The 18,362-nt window shown below is 61.0% G+C and carries 13 protein-coding genes; 6 read left to right on the plus strand and 7 right to left on the minus strand.

The genetic code is table 11. The annotated features are described in order from the left end of the window. Positions 1-512 precede the first annotated feature (512 nt). Positions 513-1,391 (plus strand): 50S ribosomal protein L11 methyltransferase, encoded by an 879-nt coding sequence (gene prmA / locus M2367_RS09495; protein ID WP_259236531.1) that lies wholly within the window; start codon positions 513-515, stop codon positions 1,389-1,391. A 228-nt stretch (positions 1,392-1,619) separates the two neighbouring features. Then, on the plus strand, positions 1,620-2,174 hold the full coding sequence (locus M2367_RS09500) for a sugar O-acetyltransferase (protein ID WP_042041285.1): 555 nt from the start codon (positions 1,620-1,622) through the stop codon (positions 2,172-2,174). A gap of 408 nt (positions 2,175-2,582) precedes the next feature. On the opposite strand, the gene M2367_RS09505 is transcribed toward M2367_RS09500, so the two are convergent. The 3 genes from M2367_RS09505 to M2367_RS09515 form a co-directional block, all read right to left on the minus strand. Next, positions 2,583-3,131, minus strand: a complete 549-nt coding sequence (locus tag M2367_RS09505; RefSeq protein WP_042041284.1) for an NAD(P)H nitroreductase — start codon at positions 3,129-3,131, stop codon at positions 2,583-2,585. Positions 3,132-3,187: 56 nt separating this feature from the next. Continuing rightward, positions 3,188-5,806, minus strand: coding sequence for an autotransporter outer membrane beta-barrel domain-containing protein (locus tag M2367_RS09510; protein ID WP_259236532.1), 2,619 nt, complete (start codon positions 5,804-5,806; stop codon positions 3,188-3,190). A gap of 305 nt (positions 5,807-6,111) precedes the next feature. Further along, complete coding sequence (locus M2367_RS09515) at positions 6,112-8,139, minus strand: NADPH-dependent 2,4-dienoyl-CoA reductase (RefSeq protein WP_259236589.1); 2,028 nt, start codon at positions 8,137-8,139, stop codon at positions 6,112-6,114. 305 nt (positions 8,140-8,444) lie between these two features. Between M2367_RS09515 and sppA the strand changes: the two genes are divergently transcribed. Further along, a complete protein-coding gene (sppA, locus tag M2367_RS09520) occupies positions 8,445-10,283 on the plus strand; it encodes a signal peptide peptidase SppA (RefSeq protein ID WP_042040232.1) in 1,839 nt (612 codons plus the stop codon). Positions 10,284-10,382: 99 nt separating this feature from the next. Here the strand turns inward: sppA and M2367_RS09525 are convergent, their stop codons facing one another. Next, positions 10,383-10,922 (minus strand): NUDIX domain-containing protein, encoded by a 540-nt coding sequence (locus M2367_RS09525; protein ID WP_084218109.1) that lies wholly within the window; start codon positions 10,920-10,922, stop codon positions 10,383-10,385. Positions 10,923-10,957: 35 nt separating this feature from the next. Further along, on the minus strand, positions 10,958-11,758 hold the full coding sequence (locus M2367_RS09530; protein ID WP_042040229.1) for a DUF2989 domain-containing protein: 801 nt from the start codon (positions 11,756-11,758) through the stop codon (positions 10,958-10,960). Between the two features lie 215 nt (positions 11,759-11,973). On the opposite strand from M2367_RS09530, the gene M2367_RS09535 reads away from it, so the two are divergent. Both M2367_RS09535 and M2367_RS09540 read left to right on the plus strand, forming a co-directional pair. Further along, positions 11,974-13,407 (plus strand): glyceraldehyde-3-phosphate dehydrogenase, encoded by a 1,434-nt coding sequence (locus M2367_RS09535; RefSeq protein ID WP_259236533.1) that lies wholly within the window; start codon positions 11,974-11,976, stop codon positions 13,405-13,407. 39 nt (positions 13,408-13,446) lie between these two features. Beyond that, positions 13,447-13,725 carry a YeaC family protein gene (locus M2367_RS09540; protein ID WP_224432277.1) on the plus strand — a complete coding sequence of 93 codons (279 nt, stop codon included), beginning with the start codon at positions 13,447-13,449 and terminating at the stop codon, positions 13,723-13,725. Between the two features lie 255 nt (positions 13,726-13,980). Here the strand turns inward: M2367_RS09540 and ansA are convergent, their stop codons facing one another. Further along, positions 13,981-14,988, minus strand: coding sequence for an asparaginase (ansA, locus tag M2367_RS09545; RefSeq protein WP_042040225.1), 1,008 nt, complete (start codon positions 14,986-14,988; stop codon positions 13,981-13,983). 412 nt (positions 14,989-15,400) lie between these two features. Here ansA and gltS point away from each other — a divergent pair, with 412 nt between their 5' ends. Further along, positions 15,401-16,603, plus strand: a complete 1,203-nt coding sequence (gltS, locus tag M2367_RS09550; RefSeq protein WP_259236534.1) for a sodium/glutamate symporter — start codon at positions 15,401-15,403, stop codon at positions 16,601-16,603. Positions 16,604-16,679: 76 nt separating this feature from the next. On the opposite strand, the gene ushA is transcribed toward gltS, so the two are convergent. Beyond that, entirely contained in the window at positions 16,680-18,347 is a 1,668-nt protein-coding gene (gene ushA, locus M2367_RS09555; protein ID WP_259236535.1) for a bifunctional UDP-sugar hydrolase/5'-nucleotidase UshA, read from the minus strand. Positions 18,348-18,362: the final 15 nt, after the last annotated feature.

The following is an 18,362-nucleotide window of genomic DNA, read 5'->3' on the forward strand; positions in this document are numbered from 1 at the left end:
CCTCCCCAGCACGGCTATTTCGTGACGCCCTGACCCCTCGGCGAGCCCCCCTGGCGGCTCAAAGGGCCAACATACGGCATAGCGGACAAAAAAAGGGGCCATCCCGACCGGGATGACCCTAAATACCTGAACGTTGGGGGTAACAATCACACACACATCCTTTGCAGGATAATTTATTGATTGCAGCTACCGTGCCAACTCAATAAAAATGACCCGCTCTGGGTCATTTTTATTGGCCAGTGCGGCCGTGCCCTCCTCGCAGCCTCTCTCCTGGCTGGCTTTCACCAAAAAAAATCGCCACCCGAGGGTGGCGTGAAAGATGACGGAACTTTCCTAGAGCAAAGCAGTAAGGATTAATACATTAACCGTGCCAACCTTGCTGATGGTCCTTGTTTTTCTCTCATGAGAGGCTGACGGACGGAGTCGGCTCCTTTCGGCCGCGGGCAAACCACGACAGCGCAGGCCCGGAATGGTAGAATCCCGCGGTTTCACATTCATGAAGAGTCGACCCCATGCCCTGGATACAAATTCGAATCAACGCCACCGCTAAAACCGCGGACAAGGTGAGCAACATGCTGCTGGGGCGTGGAGCCCAGGCGGTGACCTTTATGGATGCCCAGGATGTGCCCGTCTACGAGCCGCTGCCAGGTGAAACGCCGCTCTGGGGCGAGACCGAGGTGATGGGGCTGTTCGATGCCGAAACCGACCCGGCGCCCACCATCGCCTTCTTCCAGCAGATCTTCGGGGAGGATGTCGGTTACAAGGTCGAGCAGCTGGAAGACAAGGATTGGGTGCGCGAGTGGATGGATCACTTCCATCCCATGCAGTTTGGCGAGCGGCTCTGGATCTGCCCGAGCTGGCGCGATGTGCCCAACCCCGATGCGGTCAACGTCATGCTGGATCCCGGTCTGGCATTCGGTACCGGCACCCACCCCACCACGGCGCTCTGCCTGCAGTGGCTCGATGGCCTGGATCTGACCGGTAAAACCGTGGTCGACTTCGGTTGTGGCTCCGGCATCCTCGGCATCGCCGCCCTCAAGCTCGGCGCCGCCCGAGTCATCGGCATCGACATAGACCCGCAGGCCATTCAGGCCAGCCGCGACAACGCCGAACGTAATGGCGTCGCGGGTCAGATAGAGCTCTACCTGCCGGCGGATCAGCCGGACGGCATCAGTGCCGATGTGGTGGTCGCCAACATCCTGGCCGGCCCGCTGCGCGAGCTGGCGCCGCTCATCAAGGGTCTGGGCAAGCCCGGCAGCCTGATGGCACTGTCCGGCGTGCTGGAGAGCCAGGCGCCGGAGCTGGAGACCATCTACGGCCAGTGGTTCGACATGGACACCACCGCAGTGAAAGAGGAGTGGTGCCGCCTCTCGGGCCGCAAGCACGGCTGATTGAACGGCGGCGGTGCGCAAGCGCCGCCCATGGCCAGCGAGTAAACCCACAAGGGCACCGTCGAGTGCCCTTGTTGTTTCTGGCTTTTGCTCCGATCCAGAGCAGGCCCGATTGTTAGCTCACGGTTCTGGATCAGCAGTGCGCCACCGCTCACCCTTCTCCTCGCCATAAAGGGGTAACATCTGCACGCACCGAACCTGCATGCCACCCAACCGACGAGGCCCTCCATGACCGACTACCAGTTGATGATCGACAGCCAGCCTTACAACTGCATGGCCCCCGAGCTCACCGCCTTGCGCAAGACGGCAATGAGCCTCTATCGCCGCTTCAATCGGGAGGACGATGAGGATGCACAGCAGATCCTGCTCAAAGCCCTGGTGGGTGAACTGGCAGAAGGCGCCTTCATCTGCCCGCCCTTTCAGTGCAGCTATGGTCGCCATATCAGCCTGGGGGTGGGCTCGTTCATCAATATGGGGGCCACCCTGCTGGACAATGCCCCGATCCGCATCGGGGCCGGCGTCATGATGGGCCCCAATGTGCAGATCTATACCGCCGCCCATGCCCTGAATGCCGATGAGCGCCTGGCCGGGGTGGAGACGGCACTGCCGGTCACCATAGCAGACAGGGTGTGGATAGGTGGCGGCGCCATCTTGCTGCCAGGGGTCACCATAGGCCGGGAGGCCATCGTCGGCGCAGGCGCCGTGGTGAGCAGGGATGTACCGGCCGGGGCGCGGGTGGTGGGCAACCCTGCCCGCATACTGCCCCCGAGGCAGAGCCACTGACGGGCGGCCAATCCGGGGAGCGCACACTTTTTTTGCCCTCATGTCGCCCACTGGGCCCATGAGGTTGCACCCAAAAAATGAAGCCCAAGGTCACGAAGACGTTGGGCTATATAAAAGGTGCTACGGAATTGCGACTCTCATCGCAGAAAATCAGAAGGCGAGCCTTCTGAACTGGCGACAGGGATGATAACGGGGCGCAAACGTTTTACATAGTGAGATCGACTCATTTTGCGAACTTCCTCTCACTATTAAAAAAAGTGTTTGCTGCCACAGAAAATGCCTTGCTTGCCCCCTTTATTTCCCCTCCCCGCTCTGGTTATTATTTCCGGCTCCATAAAAAAAGCCCTGATAGAACAGGGCTTTCCATTCAAGTCTCATGGCATGCACCATTCACTCAGCTCGCCATCATCAGAAGTGGCGGACGAAATCGGCCAAGGGCAGTTCACGCAGCTTGCGAGCCTCCAGTTGAGGGGTACCCAGGTAGAGGAAACCCACCAGCTGATCCTGCTCCCCTAGCCCCAGCCCTTGACGAATGTGCTCGTCGAAGATAAACCAGCCGGAGCGCCAGATACCATTGAACCCTTGCGCCTGGGCGGCCATCTGCATCGCCATCAGCGCACAACCGGCAGAGAGTTCCTGCTCCAGCTTCGGCACCTTGGGGTGATCCTGAAAACGGCTCGCAACGGCCACCACCAGCGGCGCACGCAGGGGCGCCTGCTCACTCTTGCTGATGCTGTCATCGTCGTCACCACGCAGCCGGGCCGCATCGCCGAGCAGGGTGCCGAGTCGCTCACGCCCCTCCCCCTCAAACAGGATGAACTGCCAAGGGGTCAGGGTGCCGTGATCCGGTGCGCGCAGCCCCGCCTTGAGGATGTTGTCGAGCGCTTCGCCACTCGGGGCAGGCGTCGTCAGACGGGCACAGGAGTGGCGGTTAAGCAGTAGGGTAAGTGCATCCATGTGATGCTCCTTCTGAGTCATGAGGGGCCAGCATAGGCCCCTGTGTCGATAGGGGATCAGAACGGCTTGGAGAGGTTGATGCGCCACTCCCAGATATTGAGATCATCCTGCCCTATGCTGGTGTAACCGGCACTGGTGGTCAGGGTGGCCTCGCCACCAATCAGGGTACGCAGCCCCAATCGCATGGTGCCGCTGAGCGGTTCTGTGCGAGCCGAACTGAGATCTCCCGTCAGGATATAGCCATCGTTCGGTCTCTCAAAGCCGTAATCCAGTCCCAGCTCGGCGTAAGGCATCAGCGGCAGACCTATGTCGGTGTAATAGACACGGCTAAATTCAACCGTCCCCGTCATGTTGCCCTGGTTGTAGCTGCCACTCTCATTATCAAGATGCAGCGCCAATCCCTGATAATCACCGCTCATCCGGTAACCCTTGCTGCGGTTGTGGCTGTAGTTGATAGCCAGACGCGGGCGTATTGAGGTATTGGACCAGAAGTACTGACCTGTGGCCCCCAGACTACCGCTCAGCGAGGTCGAGCCATAGTCACCGGAGAGGAACAGCAGATCCTGCTTGTTGTCCATCCAGCCATAGATCAGCGTGCCATCCAGCATCCAGCTGTCCGATACCTGATACGCCAGGTAGGGGCCTATGTTGAAGCCACCGGCCGCCATGCGCATGCCGCCATTGAAGGAGTCCACCTTGCTGTCGACCCGGGAGACGCTAAAGCCGAGGATGGTGTTCTTGTCCAACCGGGTATCGGCTCCCAGGCTGAACACATTGGTTGAGCCCGACATATCCAATCCCTCGCGGTGATCCGAGATGTCGTAATAGACCTCATCCGCCCACAGGTTCCAACGTCGTTCCACAGATTCAGGCTGAGCCACTGGCTGGCCCCCTTGACCTGCGGCCAACTCGGCACGGGTGAAGGGGCAATCCGGGTATTGAGCCTGTTGCTCGGGCGGCAATTCAGCCCGCTCATCGGCCATCACGCACAGGGTCCGCTCGTTCAGTGCTCGCTCGCTTGCCTGTTGGCCCGCGCTCTGCTGACCCGGTAAATAACCAGGCTGCGCCGGGATCGCCGGGGGCGGTAAGCGCCCTTCGGGAATCAAGGTGCCGGGCAGCGGCTGCACGCCCCCCGGCAGAGTGATAAAGGGCCGTTCACCCAAGGGAGGGCGAGTGGGCATCCCCCCCTGCGGCGGCAAGGTTCCTACCGGTGGCTGCACACCTCCCGGCAGGGTCGGCGTTATTCCCTGCGGCGGCAGAGTAGCTACCGGCGGCTGCACGCCTCCCGGCAGGGTTGGCGTTATCCCCTGCGGCGGCAAGGTTCCTACCGGTGGCTGCACACCACCGGGCAGGGTTGGCGTTATTCCCTGCGGCGGCAGAGTACCCACCGGCGGCTGCACGCCACCGGGCAGGGTCGGCGTTATCCCCTGCGGCGGCAAGGTGGCTATTGGTGGCTGCATCGCACCTGGGCGGATGATAAAGGGCCTGTCTCCAAGAGTGGGGCGGCTTGGCATCAATCCCTGAGGAGGTGTAGTCGGCATACCTGGGGTCAACCCTTGCGGCGGCAAAGTACCCACCGGCGGCTGCACGCCACCGGGCAGAGTTGGCGTTATTCCCTGCGGCGGCAAAGTACCTACCGGCGGCTGCACGCCACCGGGCAGAGTTGGCGTTATTCCCTGCGGCGGCAGAGTGCCCACCGGCGGCTGCACGCCTCCCGGCAGGGTCGGTGTTATCCCTTGCGGCGGCAGAGTACCCACTGGCGGCTGCACGCCACCGGGCAGGGTTGGCGTTATTCCCTGCGGCGGCAAAGTACCTACCGGCGGCTGAACACCACCGGGCAAGGTCGGCGTTATTCCCTGCGGCGGCAGAGTACCTACCGGCGGCTGAACACCACCGGGCAAGGTCGGCGTTATTCCCTGTGGCGGCAAGGCGCCAACCGGTGGCTGCACGCCACCGGGCAAGGTCGGCGTTATTCCCTGCGGCGGCAAGGTACCCACCGGCGGCTGCACGCCTCCCGGCAGGGTTGGCGTTATTCCCTGTGGCGGCAAGGTGGCTATCGGCGGCTGCACGCCACCGGGCAGGGTCGGTGTTATCCCCTGCGGCGGCAAGGTGGCTATCGGTGGCTGCACGCCACCGGGCAGGGTCGGCGTTATCCCTTGCGGCGGCAGAGTACCCACCGGTGGCTGCACGCCACCGGGCAGGGTTGGCGTTATCCCCTCAGGGGGGGCACTGGGCCCGGGCTGGGTGGGTTTGGGGGGCAAAGTGGGCGGAGTGAACTTATTCGGGAAGGTGAAGCGATCCGGCCGTTGATTATCGGAATCGACGAAACGCCTGTCATAGATACTGGTATCGGCATTGGCATAGCTATAGAGAATGTGGGTGCCGCCCCACTCCTCCCGCTCCGGGGAGACGGTGAGGTGCAATCCCTTGTGATTCTGAGTCCAGACATCATAGGGTTGGTTGGTCTTGGCGGAGCTGACATCGAATTTGCCGGGCGAGATGGCGGAGAGCCAGACCGAATGTTGCAGATCGGCGGTCCAGCCGAGGAAGATGATCTGCCCCTTGGGATCCGCCTGGCTGGCACCGCTGTGCAAGACCATGGCCATCGTCAAGGCGGTGGCGCTCAGTCGGTAACCCGTCTGGGCAAGGGAGGTGTTGGACTTTTCTTGGCTCATTATTATTTTCCTGCTAACGGATCGGCGGCTCATGTTGAGACCTGCACCGAACAGGGCGTGGGATCCATTCCCGCTACCCTGCAGGACATGACATGTCCTTCATCTAATGGTTCGAACGCTTTTGCAACTTTGCCGTCATGTAACCCCAAGCAGAAGTCGACACAAACTGAATTATTTTGTGACATTGCACAACATTTAAATGACGCAGCCGCTTAACAGCTAACTATTTGGATACGACAGGACGAGGGGCGCGGGAGGATGAAAAAAAGGGACCTTGCGTCCCTTTGTCATTCGGATGAGTGGCTTCAGATGATGGCAGCCAGTTCGGCTCCCTGACGGATGGCGCGCTTGGCATCCAGCTCTGCGGCCACATCGGCGCCGCCGATGATGTGTACCGGCTTGCCCGCCGCCTGCAACCCCGCTTGCAACTCCCGCAGCGGCTCCTGCCCCGCACAGATGATGACATTGTCTACCGGCAGGCACTGCTCTCTACCCTCTATCACCACATGCAGCCCCTCATCATCGATGCGCTGGTAGTGCACCCCTGCGAGCATCTTGACCTTGCGATTCTTGAGCACGGTACGGTGGATCCAGCCGGTGGTCTTGCCCAGGCCATCACCCACCTTGCTCTCCTTGCGTTGCAGCAGCCAGATCTCGCGCTCGGGTGCGTCAATTTCCGCTCTCATCAGGCCGCCAGGCTCCTTGAGGTTCTTGTCGATGCCCCACTCCTTGAGCCAGTGATCGCGATGATGATCAGCGCTCCCGTCCTTCTTCTTCTCCACCAGAAACTCGGCCACGTCGAAGCCGATGCCGCCGGCCCCGATCACCGCCACCTTGTCACCCACCGGTTTGCCATCGCGCAACACGTCGAGATAATTGAGTACCTTGGCATGTTCGATACCAGGAATATTGGGGGTACGTGGCCGGATGCCGGTGGCGAGGATCACCTCGTCAAAGCCACCGCCAAGCAGGCTCTCGGCGCTCTGGCGCTGGCCGAGATAGAGCTCGACGCCGCACTTCTCCAGCCGTCTGGCGAAGTAGCGCAGGGTCTCGTGAAACTCCTCCTTGCCCGGGATCTGCTTGGCGAAGTTGAACTGGCCGCCGATCTCGCTGCCCTGATCGAACAGGCTCACCTGGTGACCTCGCTCGGCGGCGTAGCAGGCAAAGGCCAGCCCGGCCGGGCCCGCGCCCACCACCGCCAGCCGTTTGGCTTGAGGTACCCGGCCAAAGGTGAGCTCGGTCTCGAAACAGGCGCGGGGATTGACCAGGCAGGAGGCACGTTTTTGTTTGAACACGTGATCGAGGCAGGCCTGGTTGCAGGCGATGCAGGTGTTGATCTCGTCCGCCCTGTTCTCGGCCGCCTTGATGACAAACTCGGGATCGGCCAGGAAGGGGCGCGCCATGGAGACCATGTCCGCATCCCCGCCCGCCAATATGTCCTCCGCCACTTGCGGGGTATTGATGCGGTTGGTGGCAATCAGGGGCACCTTGAGGTGCTTCTTCAGCTCGGCGGTGACCCAGCTGAAGGCACCGCGCGGCACGCTGGTGGCGATGGTGGGGATGCGCGCCTCATGCCAGCCGATGCCGGTATTGATGAGGCTGACCCCGGCCTGCTCCAGCGCTTTCCCGAGCGCTATCACCTCCTCCAGGGAGGAGCCCTTCTCCACCAGATCCAGCATGGAGAGACGGAAGATGATGATGAAGTCGCTGCCGACCCGCTCGCGAATGGCCCGCACTATTTCCAGCGGGAAGCGCATCCGGTTTTCGCTGCTGCCGCCCCAGCCGTCGCGGCGCTGGTTGGTACGCTCACAGATGAACTGGTTGATGAGATAACCTTCCGAGCCCATTACCTCGACCCCGTCATAGCCCGCAGTCTTGGCGAGGGCGGCGGTCGAGGCGAAGTCCCGTATGGTGCCACGGATCTGCCGTTCGCTCATGGCACGGGGCTTGAACGGGGAGATCGGCGCCTTGAGGGCGCTCGGCGCCAGGCTGAACGGATGGTAGGCATAACGACCGGCATGGAGGATCTGCAGCGCAATTTTGCCCCCCTCACCATGCACCGCCTCGGTTAACTTGCGATGCTTGCCGACCTGCCAGGGGAAGCTGAGCTGGGAGCCGTGAGGTACCAGGCGACCACGCAGGTTGGGTGCTATGCCGCCGGTGACGATCAAGGCCACACCGCCACGAGCCCGCTCGGCATAGAAGGCGGCCAGCTTGTCAAAGCCCCCCTTCTCCTCCTCCAGACCGGTATGCATGGAGCCCATCAATACCCGGTTCTTGAGCTGGGTAAACCCAAGATCAAGGGGGGCCAGCAGCTTGGGGTAACGGCTCATCATGCTCTCCTCTTTGAGGCCAGGTGGCATGGGATAGTACCCAATGCCCGGTATGACCACGGGGTAACGCCGGGGCCAGATGACATCAGCAGACCAGGGTTATGGCTCACGAGGCCTCCGGTTAATTTTTTGTTATCAAGTTGCAGTAGAGTAAAGAATCGAAATTGCTTTTTCAAACAAATGTTTGGGTGTTTTTTCAGCGAACAGGCGTAACGCCAAATCCGCGAGTGATGGAGCATGGCAATCGACGGTGCAACTGGTTAATAATGGCCTCACTAACCCATTAACAGGGCGATAACGCGACTATGTCTATTTTCAAAGGCCTGGGCTGGATTTTTCGCAGCCTCTGGCGCCTGATCAACTTCACCCGACTGATGCTGGTCAATCTGCTATTTCTGTTTGTCGTCCTGGTCCTGGTCTTTGTACTGGGACAGAAAGAGACGCCCCAGGCCCCGGTCGAAGGGGCCTTGACCCTGAATCTCGACGGCACCCTGGTCGAACAGCTCACCCAGACAAGTCCAACCGAGCAGCTGCTGCAACAGATGGGCAGCAGCGAAGACTTGCCCCATGAGTTCCTGCTATCGGATCTGCTGTGGGCCATCCGCTCCGCCAAGGAAGATGACCGCATTCAGGCTCTGGTGCTCAAGCCCCAGGGGCTGCAAGGCAACCTCTCCAAACTGCAGGAGGTGGCCGCCGCCATCGATGATTTCAAGCAAAGCGGCAAGCCGGTCATCGCCATGGCCGACTACTACACCCAGGGCCAGTACCTGCTGGCGGCCCACGCCGACCATGTGCTGCTCAACCAGAGCGGCGCCGTGCTGCTCGAAGGACTGGGGGTCTACCAGACCTACTTCAAGTCGGCGCTGGAGAAGCTCAATGTCACTCCCCATGTGTTCAAGGTCGGCACCTACAAGTCCTTCGTCGAGCCCTATACCCGGGATGAGATGTCCCCGGAGAGCAAGGAGGCGAACCAGCGCTGGCTGGATCAGCTGTGGCAGGCCTATGTCCAGGACGTGGCCGAGCAGCGGGAAGTCGAGCCCGATGCAGTCTCCCCCAGCAAGGAGCAGTTCCTCGAGCGTCTGAAGAAAGCGGGGGGCAATGCCGCAGGCTATGCCCTGGACAATGGTCTGGTCGATGAGCTGGCGACCCGGGAAGAGATGAACCAGGCGGTGATCAAGGAGGTTGGCGAGACCGAGGATCACATCTGGAAAGGGATTGGCCTCGAGGATTATCTGGCCGCCATTCCCGAACAGTATCCCCAGAGTGGCAAGGATGAGGTGGGTCTCATTGTCGCCAGTGGCGCCATCATGGACGGCATCCAGCCCGCTGGCACCATAGGCGGCGACAGCCTGGCCAACTTGCTGGCCGATGCCCGGCTGGATGACCAGATCAAAGCCGTGGTATTGCGGGTCGACAGCCCGGGGGGCAGCGCCTTCGCCGCCGAGCAGATCCGTGCCGAACTGTTGTCCCTCAAGCAAGCGGGCAAGCCAGTGGTGGTTTCCATGGGCAGCTATGCCGCCTCCGGGGGCTACTGGATCTCCGCCGATGCGGACAAGATCTTCGCCTCCCCCACCACCCTCACCGGCTCAATCGGCGTCTTTGGCCTCTTTGCCACCGTCGATCAAGCCCTCTCCCAGTTCGGCATCCACAGTGATGGGGTCGGCACCACCGACTTCGTCGGCCTGGGCGTGACCCGCGCCCTGCCGGAACACGTGGGCCAGGCCATCCAGCTCAATGTGGAGAACACCTATCAGCGCTTCCTGGGGCTGGTCGGCAAGGGCCGTGGCCTGAGCCAGGAAGAGGCGGAGAAAGCGGCGGAGGGCCGTGTCTGGACTGGCCTGGATGCCAAGGCGCTGGGCCTGGTGGATGAATTTGGCAACCAGAGCGATGCCATTGCCGCCGCCGCCGAGCTGGCCAACCTGAAGGAGTGGCAGGTGACCCCCATCGAGCCTGAAGAGTCCACCAAGGATAAGTTCCTGCGTGAGCTGCTCGGCAGCAGCGCCCAGGCCCTGGCTCCCTCCCTCAAGGGGGTGATCCCGGCGCCACTCGGCCAGAGCCTCACCGCCCTCAACCGGGCCCTCGATCCCCTGGTGCGCTTCAACGACCCTCAGGGCACCTATGCCTGGTGTCCCGTCTGCCGTTGATAGCCATGGCTAATCGCCATCAAAAAAACCGCCTCTCGGGGCGGTTTTTTATTGGTTTTCACCGGGGCGATGGAGGGAAGATCCGCAATCTGTGCATGCCTACAGGGGCGGCAGCACGCCATCCTTGTGCCAGCGGTACAGCTGGGCCAGCACCCGGGTCTCACGATGGGTCCACTGCGGGCAGTGACCACCGAGCAGCCACTGGTTGTTGTGCAGCGCCTCCTCCAGTGCATGCCAGCCAGCCTTGAAGCCAAGACGCTCTTCATAGGCCTGCAGCCTTGGCGGGACCCTGTGCTCACCCACCCGGCACAGGTAATAGAGGGAGCGGATGCAGTAGGCATCATAGTCAGGCTCGCGAGCGCTGCGATACTCCCGGGTCTCGCCGAGCAAGCCCCCCTTGGCCAGCAGCTCGGCACCGCACTCCTCGCGCAGCTCGCGGGCCAGGGCATCCTGATGGCTCTCCCCCGCCTCGACCCCGCCGCCCGGGAACATGAAGTCGCCATTGACGCTCGAATGCACCAGCAACAGCTCATCGCCGCGCAGTACCACGGCGCGCACCGTCACGCGTTCGAGCAGCCGTTCCAGCTTGGGGAAATCACCGTGCATCAGACGCAGGGAGAAAGGGGACGGGCCCGTCATGATTGCATCTTCCATGGCCTCATTTGTGGTCTCGCTCACGGCCGGTAACTCCCCGCCTTGATCTGCTGCACCAGCTCGGCAGCCTGGGTATCCAGGGTCGCCAGCTCCGCCTTGCTCAGGCTGTGATAGAGACTGAAGCGCTTGGCCGAGACCTCGCTCCCCCCCAGAAAGGCCGCGCTGACCTTGCCCCACAGATACGCATCCGGGTAGTGCTTCTGACCCATGTGGAGCGTGCTGAGCGAGGTGAGCAGACGGCTGTCAACCTCATCCCCCTCCCGATAGAGGGAGAGGCCGTGTTTCATCACCTTGATGGCACGCTCGGGATCCGTCTTGGCATAGATCCCCCCCAGCGCCAGCTGCAAGGCGGGCTCTTCCAGAGATGGTGTCCCCGCCTGCGCCAGAAACTGCTGACGGGCCTGATCATTGGTATTGTTGGTCCAGTGCCAGATCAGCAGATAGGGATCCAGGGATTGGCGGGTCTCGCCATCGAGTCGCTCCAGCTCGGCGCCGGCGGCCAGCATGCCCTCGACCCGGTCGCTCTTGCGCTCCTTGGCATACTTGTACTCGATGTGGGTCGAACGTTCGATGCAGCGCAGATAGCCTTCCAGCTTGCTCATCAGCTCGTACTTGTGGCGATCACTCGCCTCCTGCTTGAGGGAGAAGCGCGCCCGGATCACATCGGTGCGCTCAATGCGGCACCAGCCATCATCGACCAGATCCAGGCAGAGCTCAGCATGGTTGACACAGATGTTCTGGAGGCGATCATCATTGCAGGCCACGAGGCTGAGCCCCATGGCGAGACCGAAAGCAGCCCGACGTAGTGGAAGATGGGTCATGGTTCATATCTGGTTGATAACATCGACAGCCCGCTTTAGCCACCATCGGCTAGCAAACCACTCACATATCCATTACAATGCGCGCGCCAAAAGCTGGCCGCGATTGCAGAATAATATAACGAATTATACGCCCCTACAGTGAGCTGCACTCGACGAATTTCTTTTTGCTTCAACAACGTGAAAAACACGGTTACGTGAAATAAAGGATCTGGTTAATGACCCACGAGCACCATTTGCAAGCGTGGCAGGAGAGCCAGGAGCTCGCCGAAGCCATGCAACCCTTGATAGGTCGCCTCTACCGCCAGCAAGGGATCGAGATCACCGTCTACGGACGCCCCCTGCAAAACGCCTCCACCATCGACATCCTCAAAGCCCACCGGGTGGTTCGCCGCCACGAAGGCCAACCCCTCGCCATACAACACAGCTTCCCGCTTCTTAAGGCCTTGTGCGAGCTGGCCCCCAGCGCCGCCGAGATAGACTTGGGCAAGCTGGCGGTCGGCTACTGGCGCGATCACAGCGATGAAAGCGGCATAGTCGATTACCTGGCCGCCAAGCTGGCACCCGCCCTCGGCCAGGGCGCCCTGCCGGCACCGACCGACGTGGTGCTCTACGGCTTTGGCCGCATCGGCCGTCTGCTCGCCCGACTGCTGATCGAGCGCACCGGCGCCGCCAATTCCCTGCGTCTGCGCGCCATAGTCGTGCGCGGTGGCCGTGAGGGGGATCTGGAGAAGCGGGCCAGCCTGCTGCGTCGCGACTCGGTGCATGGCTCCTTCAACGGCTCCATCGAGGTGGATCTGGAACGCAGCGCCATCATCGCCAACGGCACCTTCATCCAGGTGATCTATGCCAAGCAGCCCAGCGACATCGACTATACCGCCTACGGCATCGACCGTGCGCTCATCGTCGATAACACCGGGGTCTGGCGCGATGAGCTGGGCCTTAGCGAGCACCTCAAGGCCCGCGGCGCCGCCAAGGTGCTGCTGACCGCCCCCGGCAAGGGTGAGATGAAGAACGTGGTGTTCGGGGTCAATCACGACGTGATCACGCCGCAAGATAACATCATCTCCGCCGCCTCCTGCACCACCAATGCCATCACCCCGGTGCTCAAGGTGATGCAGGACAGATACGGCATTCGTCATGGCCATGTGGAGACGGTGCACTCCTACACCAACGATCAGAACCTGATCGACAACTACCACAGTGGCGAGCGACGCGGGCGCAGTGCCGTGCTCAACATGGTGATGACCAGCACGGGGGCTGCCAAGGCGGTCGCCAAGGCCCTGCCCGAGCTCAAGGGCAAGCTGACCGGCAACGCCATCCGGGTACCGACCCCCAACGTATCCCTGGCCATCGTCAATCTGTCACTGGAACAGGGCACAGACCGGGAGAGCCTGAACGCTTATCTGCAGCAGGCCTCCTTGAGTTCCTCCCTCCATCGCCAGATTGATTTCAGCGCCAGCACTGAACTGGTCTCCTCCGACATGGTGGGTTCCCGTTTTGCCGGTATAGTGGACTCCCAGGCGACCATCGCCGAGGAGGATCACTGCGTGCTCTACGTCTGGTATGACAACGAGTTCGGTTACAGTTGCCAGGTGGTGCGGGTGATGGAGAAAATGGCCGGCGTGATCCGTCAGGATCTGCCCGCCTGAACCAGGCATTCATGATTTCGGGTTTTCAAGGAGAGACGCATGTCATTTCAACAGGTCATAGGGCAGATGCCCGAGGAAGTATACGAGCGGCTCAAGACCGCGGTTGAACTCGGCAAGTGGCCGGACGGCCAGCCTCTCTCCGAGGAGCAGAAGGCCACCTCGCTGCAAGCCGTGATGGCCTGGCAGGCGATGCACCTGACCAACCCCGAGCACATGAATATCGGGGCCGATGGCGAAATCGTGATGAAGAGCAAGAGTGAACTCAAGCGCCAGTATCGTGATGAGGAAGAGATCATCCGCGTCGACCTCAGTCACTGAGGCGCACCGCCCATGCCGCGACCGGGCACGGCGGATAACAGAGAGGGGAGCCAATATGGCTCCCCTCTCTTTTCCTCTCCCCCTCATGGTGAGGAGGCCAGAAGCTGTTCACGACCTGTCGCGAGAAGGCGTCAGCAAGGTGAAGAGCAGCGCAGGAACCGGAGCGTATAGATATACGTGAGCCTCTGGTTCACAAACACGCAAGCAGCACATGAGCCTTGATCACGGCTTCGCAGTAAGATCGTGGACAGTTTCTCAGGGCGTCAGCTCGCCCCGCAGGGACTGCTGCATCAGCTCGCGAATGCGCGGCGCCGGCAGATCCTGGCTGAGCAGGAAGTGCAGCTTGGTCAGCGCCGCCTCGGCGGTCATGTCAAAGCCCGAGATCACCCCGGCGCGGGACAGGGCATTGCCGGTGGCATAGCCGCCCATGTTGACCTTGCCGTGCAGGCACTGGCTCAGGTTGACAATGATGACGCCCCGGGCCGAGGCCTCGGAGAGCAGGGCCAGCATGGCGGGGTTCTGGGGGGCATTGCCAACCCCGAACGACAGCAGGATCAGCGCCCGGACCGGTTGCTGCAAGATATTGGCGATCACCTCGCTCGAGATCCCCGGATACAGGGTCACCACGCCGATGGGCTGGGGGGTGATGTCATGGAGCACCAGGGGCGCCTGACAAGGCTTGCCGAGCTCACCCGCGTCCAGGGAGATGGCGATACCGGCATTGAGCAGCGGCGGGTAGTTCGGGGAGTCGAAGGCGTGGAAGCCATCCGCATGAACCTTCTTGCTGCGGTTGCCACGGTAGAGCTGATTGTTGAAAAACAGCGTCACCTCGTGGATCGGGTAGTTGGCGGCAATATAGAGCGCATTGAGCAAGTTCTGCTGACCGTCGGAGCGCAGCTCGGCGAGGGGGATCTGGGAACCTGTGATGATCACCGGCTTGTGCAACTCTTCCAGCATGAAGGAGAGGGCCGAGGCGGTGAACGACATGGTGTCGGTGCCGTGCAGGATCACGAAACCATCGTACTTGTCGTAGTTGTCACGAATGTCTTCGGCGATCCGTTGCCAATCCGCCGGGGTCATGTCGGAGGAGTCGATGAGGGGGGCGTACTCGTGGATATGGTAATCCGGCATCTCGGGTCTGTGGAACTCGGGCATCCGCGCCAGACAATCTTCCATGAAGCCCGCCATCGGCACATAACCGTGGTCGGAGCGCTGCATGCCTATGGTGCCGCCTGTATAGGCTATATAGATGGACTTCTTCACACCCTCTCCTCATCTGGGCTGGAAACCGGCGAATTATAGAGTTTACCGACGACAATGACAGCCCGAACCGTTGGAAATCAAGGCCAAGTCACCGAAATCACTCATTCACAAATTAGATAAAAATGTCAACAAAAGGTAATTAACAGGTTTAGTTTCTAAGAAATTTGGATGTTATCAGTGCTTTTTGCTAATATCGCCGCCGTTATAGCAAAGTCTACATCCGCGGCTCCTACCCTGCAGGGCCCGACAGGCCAGGTATATCACTGCCAGGCCGGGCAAGTTTGCCCCTCATTTTGATGGCCTCATATCCGTATGGTTCTTATCCATACTCTTGAGCCACACTGTTTCAATCCCGGCTGAATCTGTGCGTCTTCGCAAGCGAGGACACAGCCAATCACCATGGGAGTACTCAATGTTACAACTCGATGCTTATGCCACATTAGTTGCCGCCACCCTGGTCCTCCTGCTCGGCCGCCTGCTGGTCAACCGGGTCGAGCGGCTGCGCACCTTCAACATCCCCAAGCCGGTCGCTGGCGGCCTGCTGGTTGCCCTGGTACTGCTGACCCTGCGCCTGACTGCCGGGATCGAAATCAAGTTCGACACCAGCCTGCAAACGCCCTTGATGCTGGCCTTCTTCGCCTCCATCGGCCTCTCCGCCGATCTCGCCAGCCTCAAGCGCGGCGGGCGCGCCGTGTTCACCTTCCTCGGTGTAGTGACCGGCCTGCTCTTGATGCAAAACGGCCTGGGGGTCGCCCTGGCCAGCCTGATGGGGCTGGATCCCCACATGGGGCTGCTGGCCGGCTCCATCACCCTGTCCGGCGGACATGGTACCGGGGCGGCCTGGAGCGCGACCTTTGCCGATAAATACGGCGTCAAGTCGGCAGCGGAGCTGGCCATTGCCTGTGCCACCTTCGGTCTGGTACTGGGCGGTCTGATTGGCGGCCCGGTGGCCCGTTATCTGGTCAAGAAGGTGCAAGTCCCGGGCGAGGAACATAACCTGGACGAAGTGCCCCAAGGCTTCGAGATGCCCGAAACGGAACGGCACATCACCACCTTCAGCGTCATCGAGACCCTGGCGCTCATCGCCATCAGTCTCAAGGGGGGCGAACTGCTCTCCCAGGCGATGCTCGGCACCGCCTTCGAACTGCCAATCTTCGTCTGTGTCTTGTTCGTCGGCGTCTTGCTGCGCAACCTGCTGACCCTGCTCAACTGGCATGAGGTGAGCGACAGAGAGGTCTCCCTGCTCGGCAACGTCAGCCTGTCGCTCTTCCTCGCCATGGCCTTGATGAGCCTGAAATTGTGGGATCTGGCGAGTCTGGCGCTGCCCATCTTCGTGTTGCTGGCGGCCCAGACCCTGGCCATGGCGCTCTACGCCATCTTCGTCACCTTCCGGGTCATGGGCAGTAACTATGATGCCGTCGTGCTGGCCGCCGGCCACTGTGGTTTCGGCCTCGGCGCCACCCCGACGGCCATTGCCAACATGCAGGCGGTCACCATGCGCTTTGGTCCCTCACACCTGGCCTTCCTGGTGGTGCCCATGGTCGGTGCCTTCTTCATCGACATCATCAACGCCATGGTGATCAAGCTGTTTATGGCGCTGCCCTTCCTCTCCTGAGCCATAGGTCGCGCCCAATAAAAAAACCGCAAGCCAGGGGCTTGCGGTTTTTTGTTGTCCGGCACTGGGTGCCTGCTTATTTACACGACTCGCTGGAGGCCGAGTTGAGGTAGCTCACCTCACCCTTGGGGGCGTAGTCGGCGACATGGATCACCTGTTTGGCGGCCAGATAGTCCTTGAGCACCGCGGCATCGACCAGACCGGCATTGACGGTGTCTATCTTGGGATAGCCATCGCCGCCGGCCGCGCTGAAGCTGGGGATGCTAAAGCTGTACTGAGTGCCCGCATCAAACGGCTTGCCGCCTATGCTGGTGATGCTGACCGACTTGGCCTGGCAATCCACCGCCATCTCTATGCCGCCAAACTGGGCATAACCGCCGGTGTTGCCGGTTTTGGTGGCCACCTGACCCAGATAAGTCACCAGCTCGCTGCCCGGCATCATCGCCTTGTTGACCGTGTTGCCAAACGGATGCACGGTCAATACGTCGCGATAGGAGATATCCCCCGCCTGAATGGAGGCACGCACCCCGCCCGAGTTGACGATGCCAAAATCGGTGCGCAGGGTCTCTGCCGTCGCCGTGGTGATGAGTCGGCCCAGGTTGGTCTGCCTGTTGCGCACATTGGCGCGCTCGCCATCGAGCAGGCCATCGGTCGCGGCAATGACCACTCCCAGCTCCTCGGATCCTTTGTCCTGATAGACCTGCAGCACCCCTTCTAGGGCCGGATCCCGCACTATCTCCTCCTGGATGAAGGCGCCGTTCTCATCCTTGAGGTTGACCGGGATCAGCTCATAGCTGGTGAGGGTGAAGTTGCCATCCTGGTAATCGAACTGGGCGCGCCCCACATACTTGCCCCATTCGTGGGCCTGCATGATCCAGGTGCCATTTTGCTGATCCGGCTGGCAATCATCGCCAGGTTTGAAGTCGGCGTACTGGTTCGCAACCCCCGGCTCCATGCAGACCGGATTCTGGGAGTGACCGCCAATGATGGCATCGAGCTTGCCAGCGGGCAGCTGACGGGCCATCTCGACATCACCGGGCGCATTGCTGCCGTGTTCGCCATCGGCATAGTGACCCATGTGGGTGATGGCGAAGATGACATCGGCCGCATTGTCTTTCTTGATGCCATCGATCACCTGCTCAACTTCCACCTTGGGGTCGCGGAACTCCAGGTTGAGTACATGATTGGGGTCGACCAGCTGGGCGGTATCTTCCGTGGTCAGGCCGATGACGGCGATCCGCAGGCCGTTGTTCAGCTTGAAGATCTTGTAGGGGTCGAAGTAGCGCTTGCCGCTCTTCTTGTCATAGATGTTGGCCGACACCATGGGGAACTTGGCCCATTGGCGCTGCAGCTCGAGGATATCCAGCGGATTGTCGAACTCGTGGTTGCCAACCGCCATGGCGTCATAGCCGATGTGGTTCATGGCGATGAAATCGGGTTCGGCATTTTGCAGGTCTGACTCGGGTACCCCGGTGTTGACGTCACCACCCGAGAGCACCAGCACCTCGCTGTTGGCGGCCTTGGCCTCGGCTCTCAGCCGATCGACCAGGGTCTTCTGGGCCGCCATGCCATATTCGCCATCTTCATTGTGCCAGAAGCGGCCATGGGTATCGTTGGTGTGCAGCACGGTCAGCTTGCACACATCCTCAACGCAGGCCTTGCTCTCATTTTTCGAACTGTTGCAGCCAGCCAGAGCCGCCAGCACGGCCAGTGCCAGGGTCCCCTTGATCAAATTATGTTTCATTCCTTCACACCTTGA

The organism is Aeromonas sp. BIGb0445, assembly GCF_024809075.1.
Lineage (GTDB): Bacteria > Pseudomonadota > Gammaproteobacteria > Enterobacterales > Aeromonadaceae > Aeromonas > Aeromonas rivuli.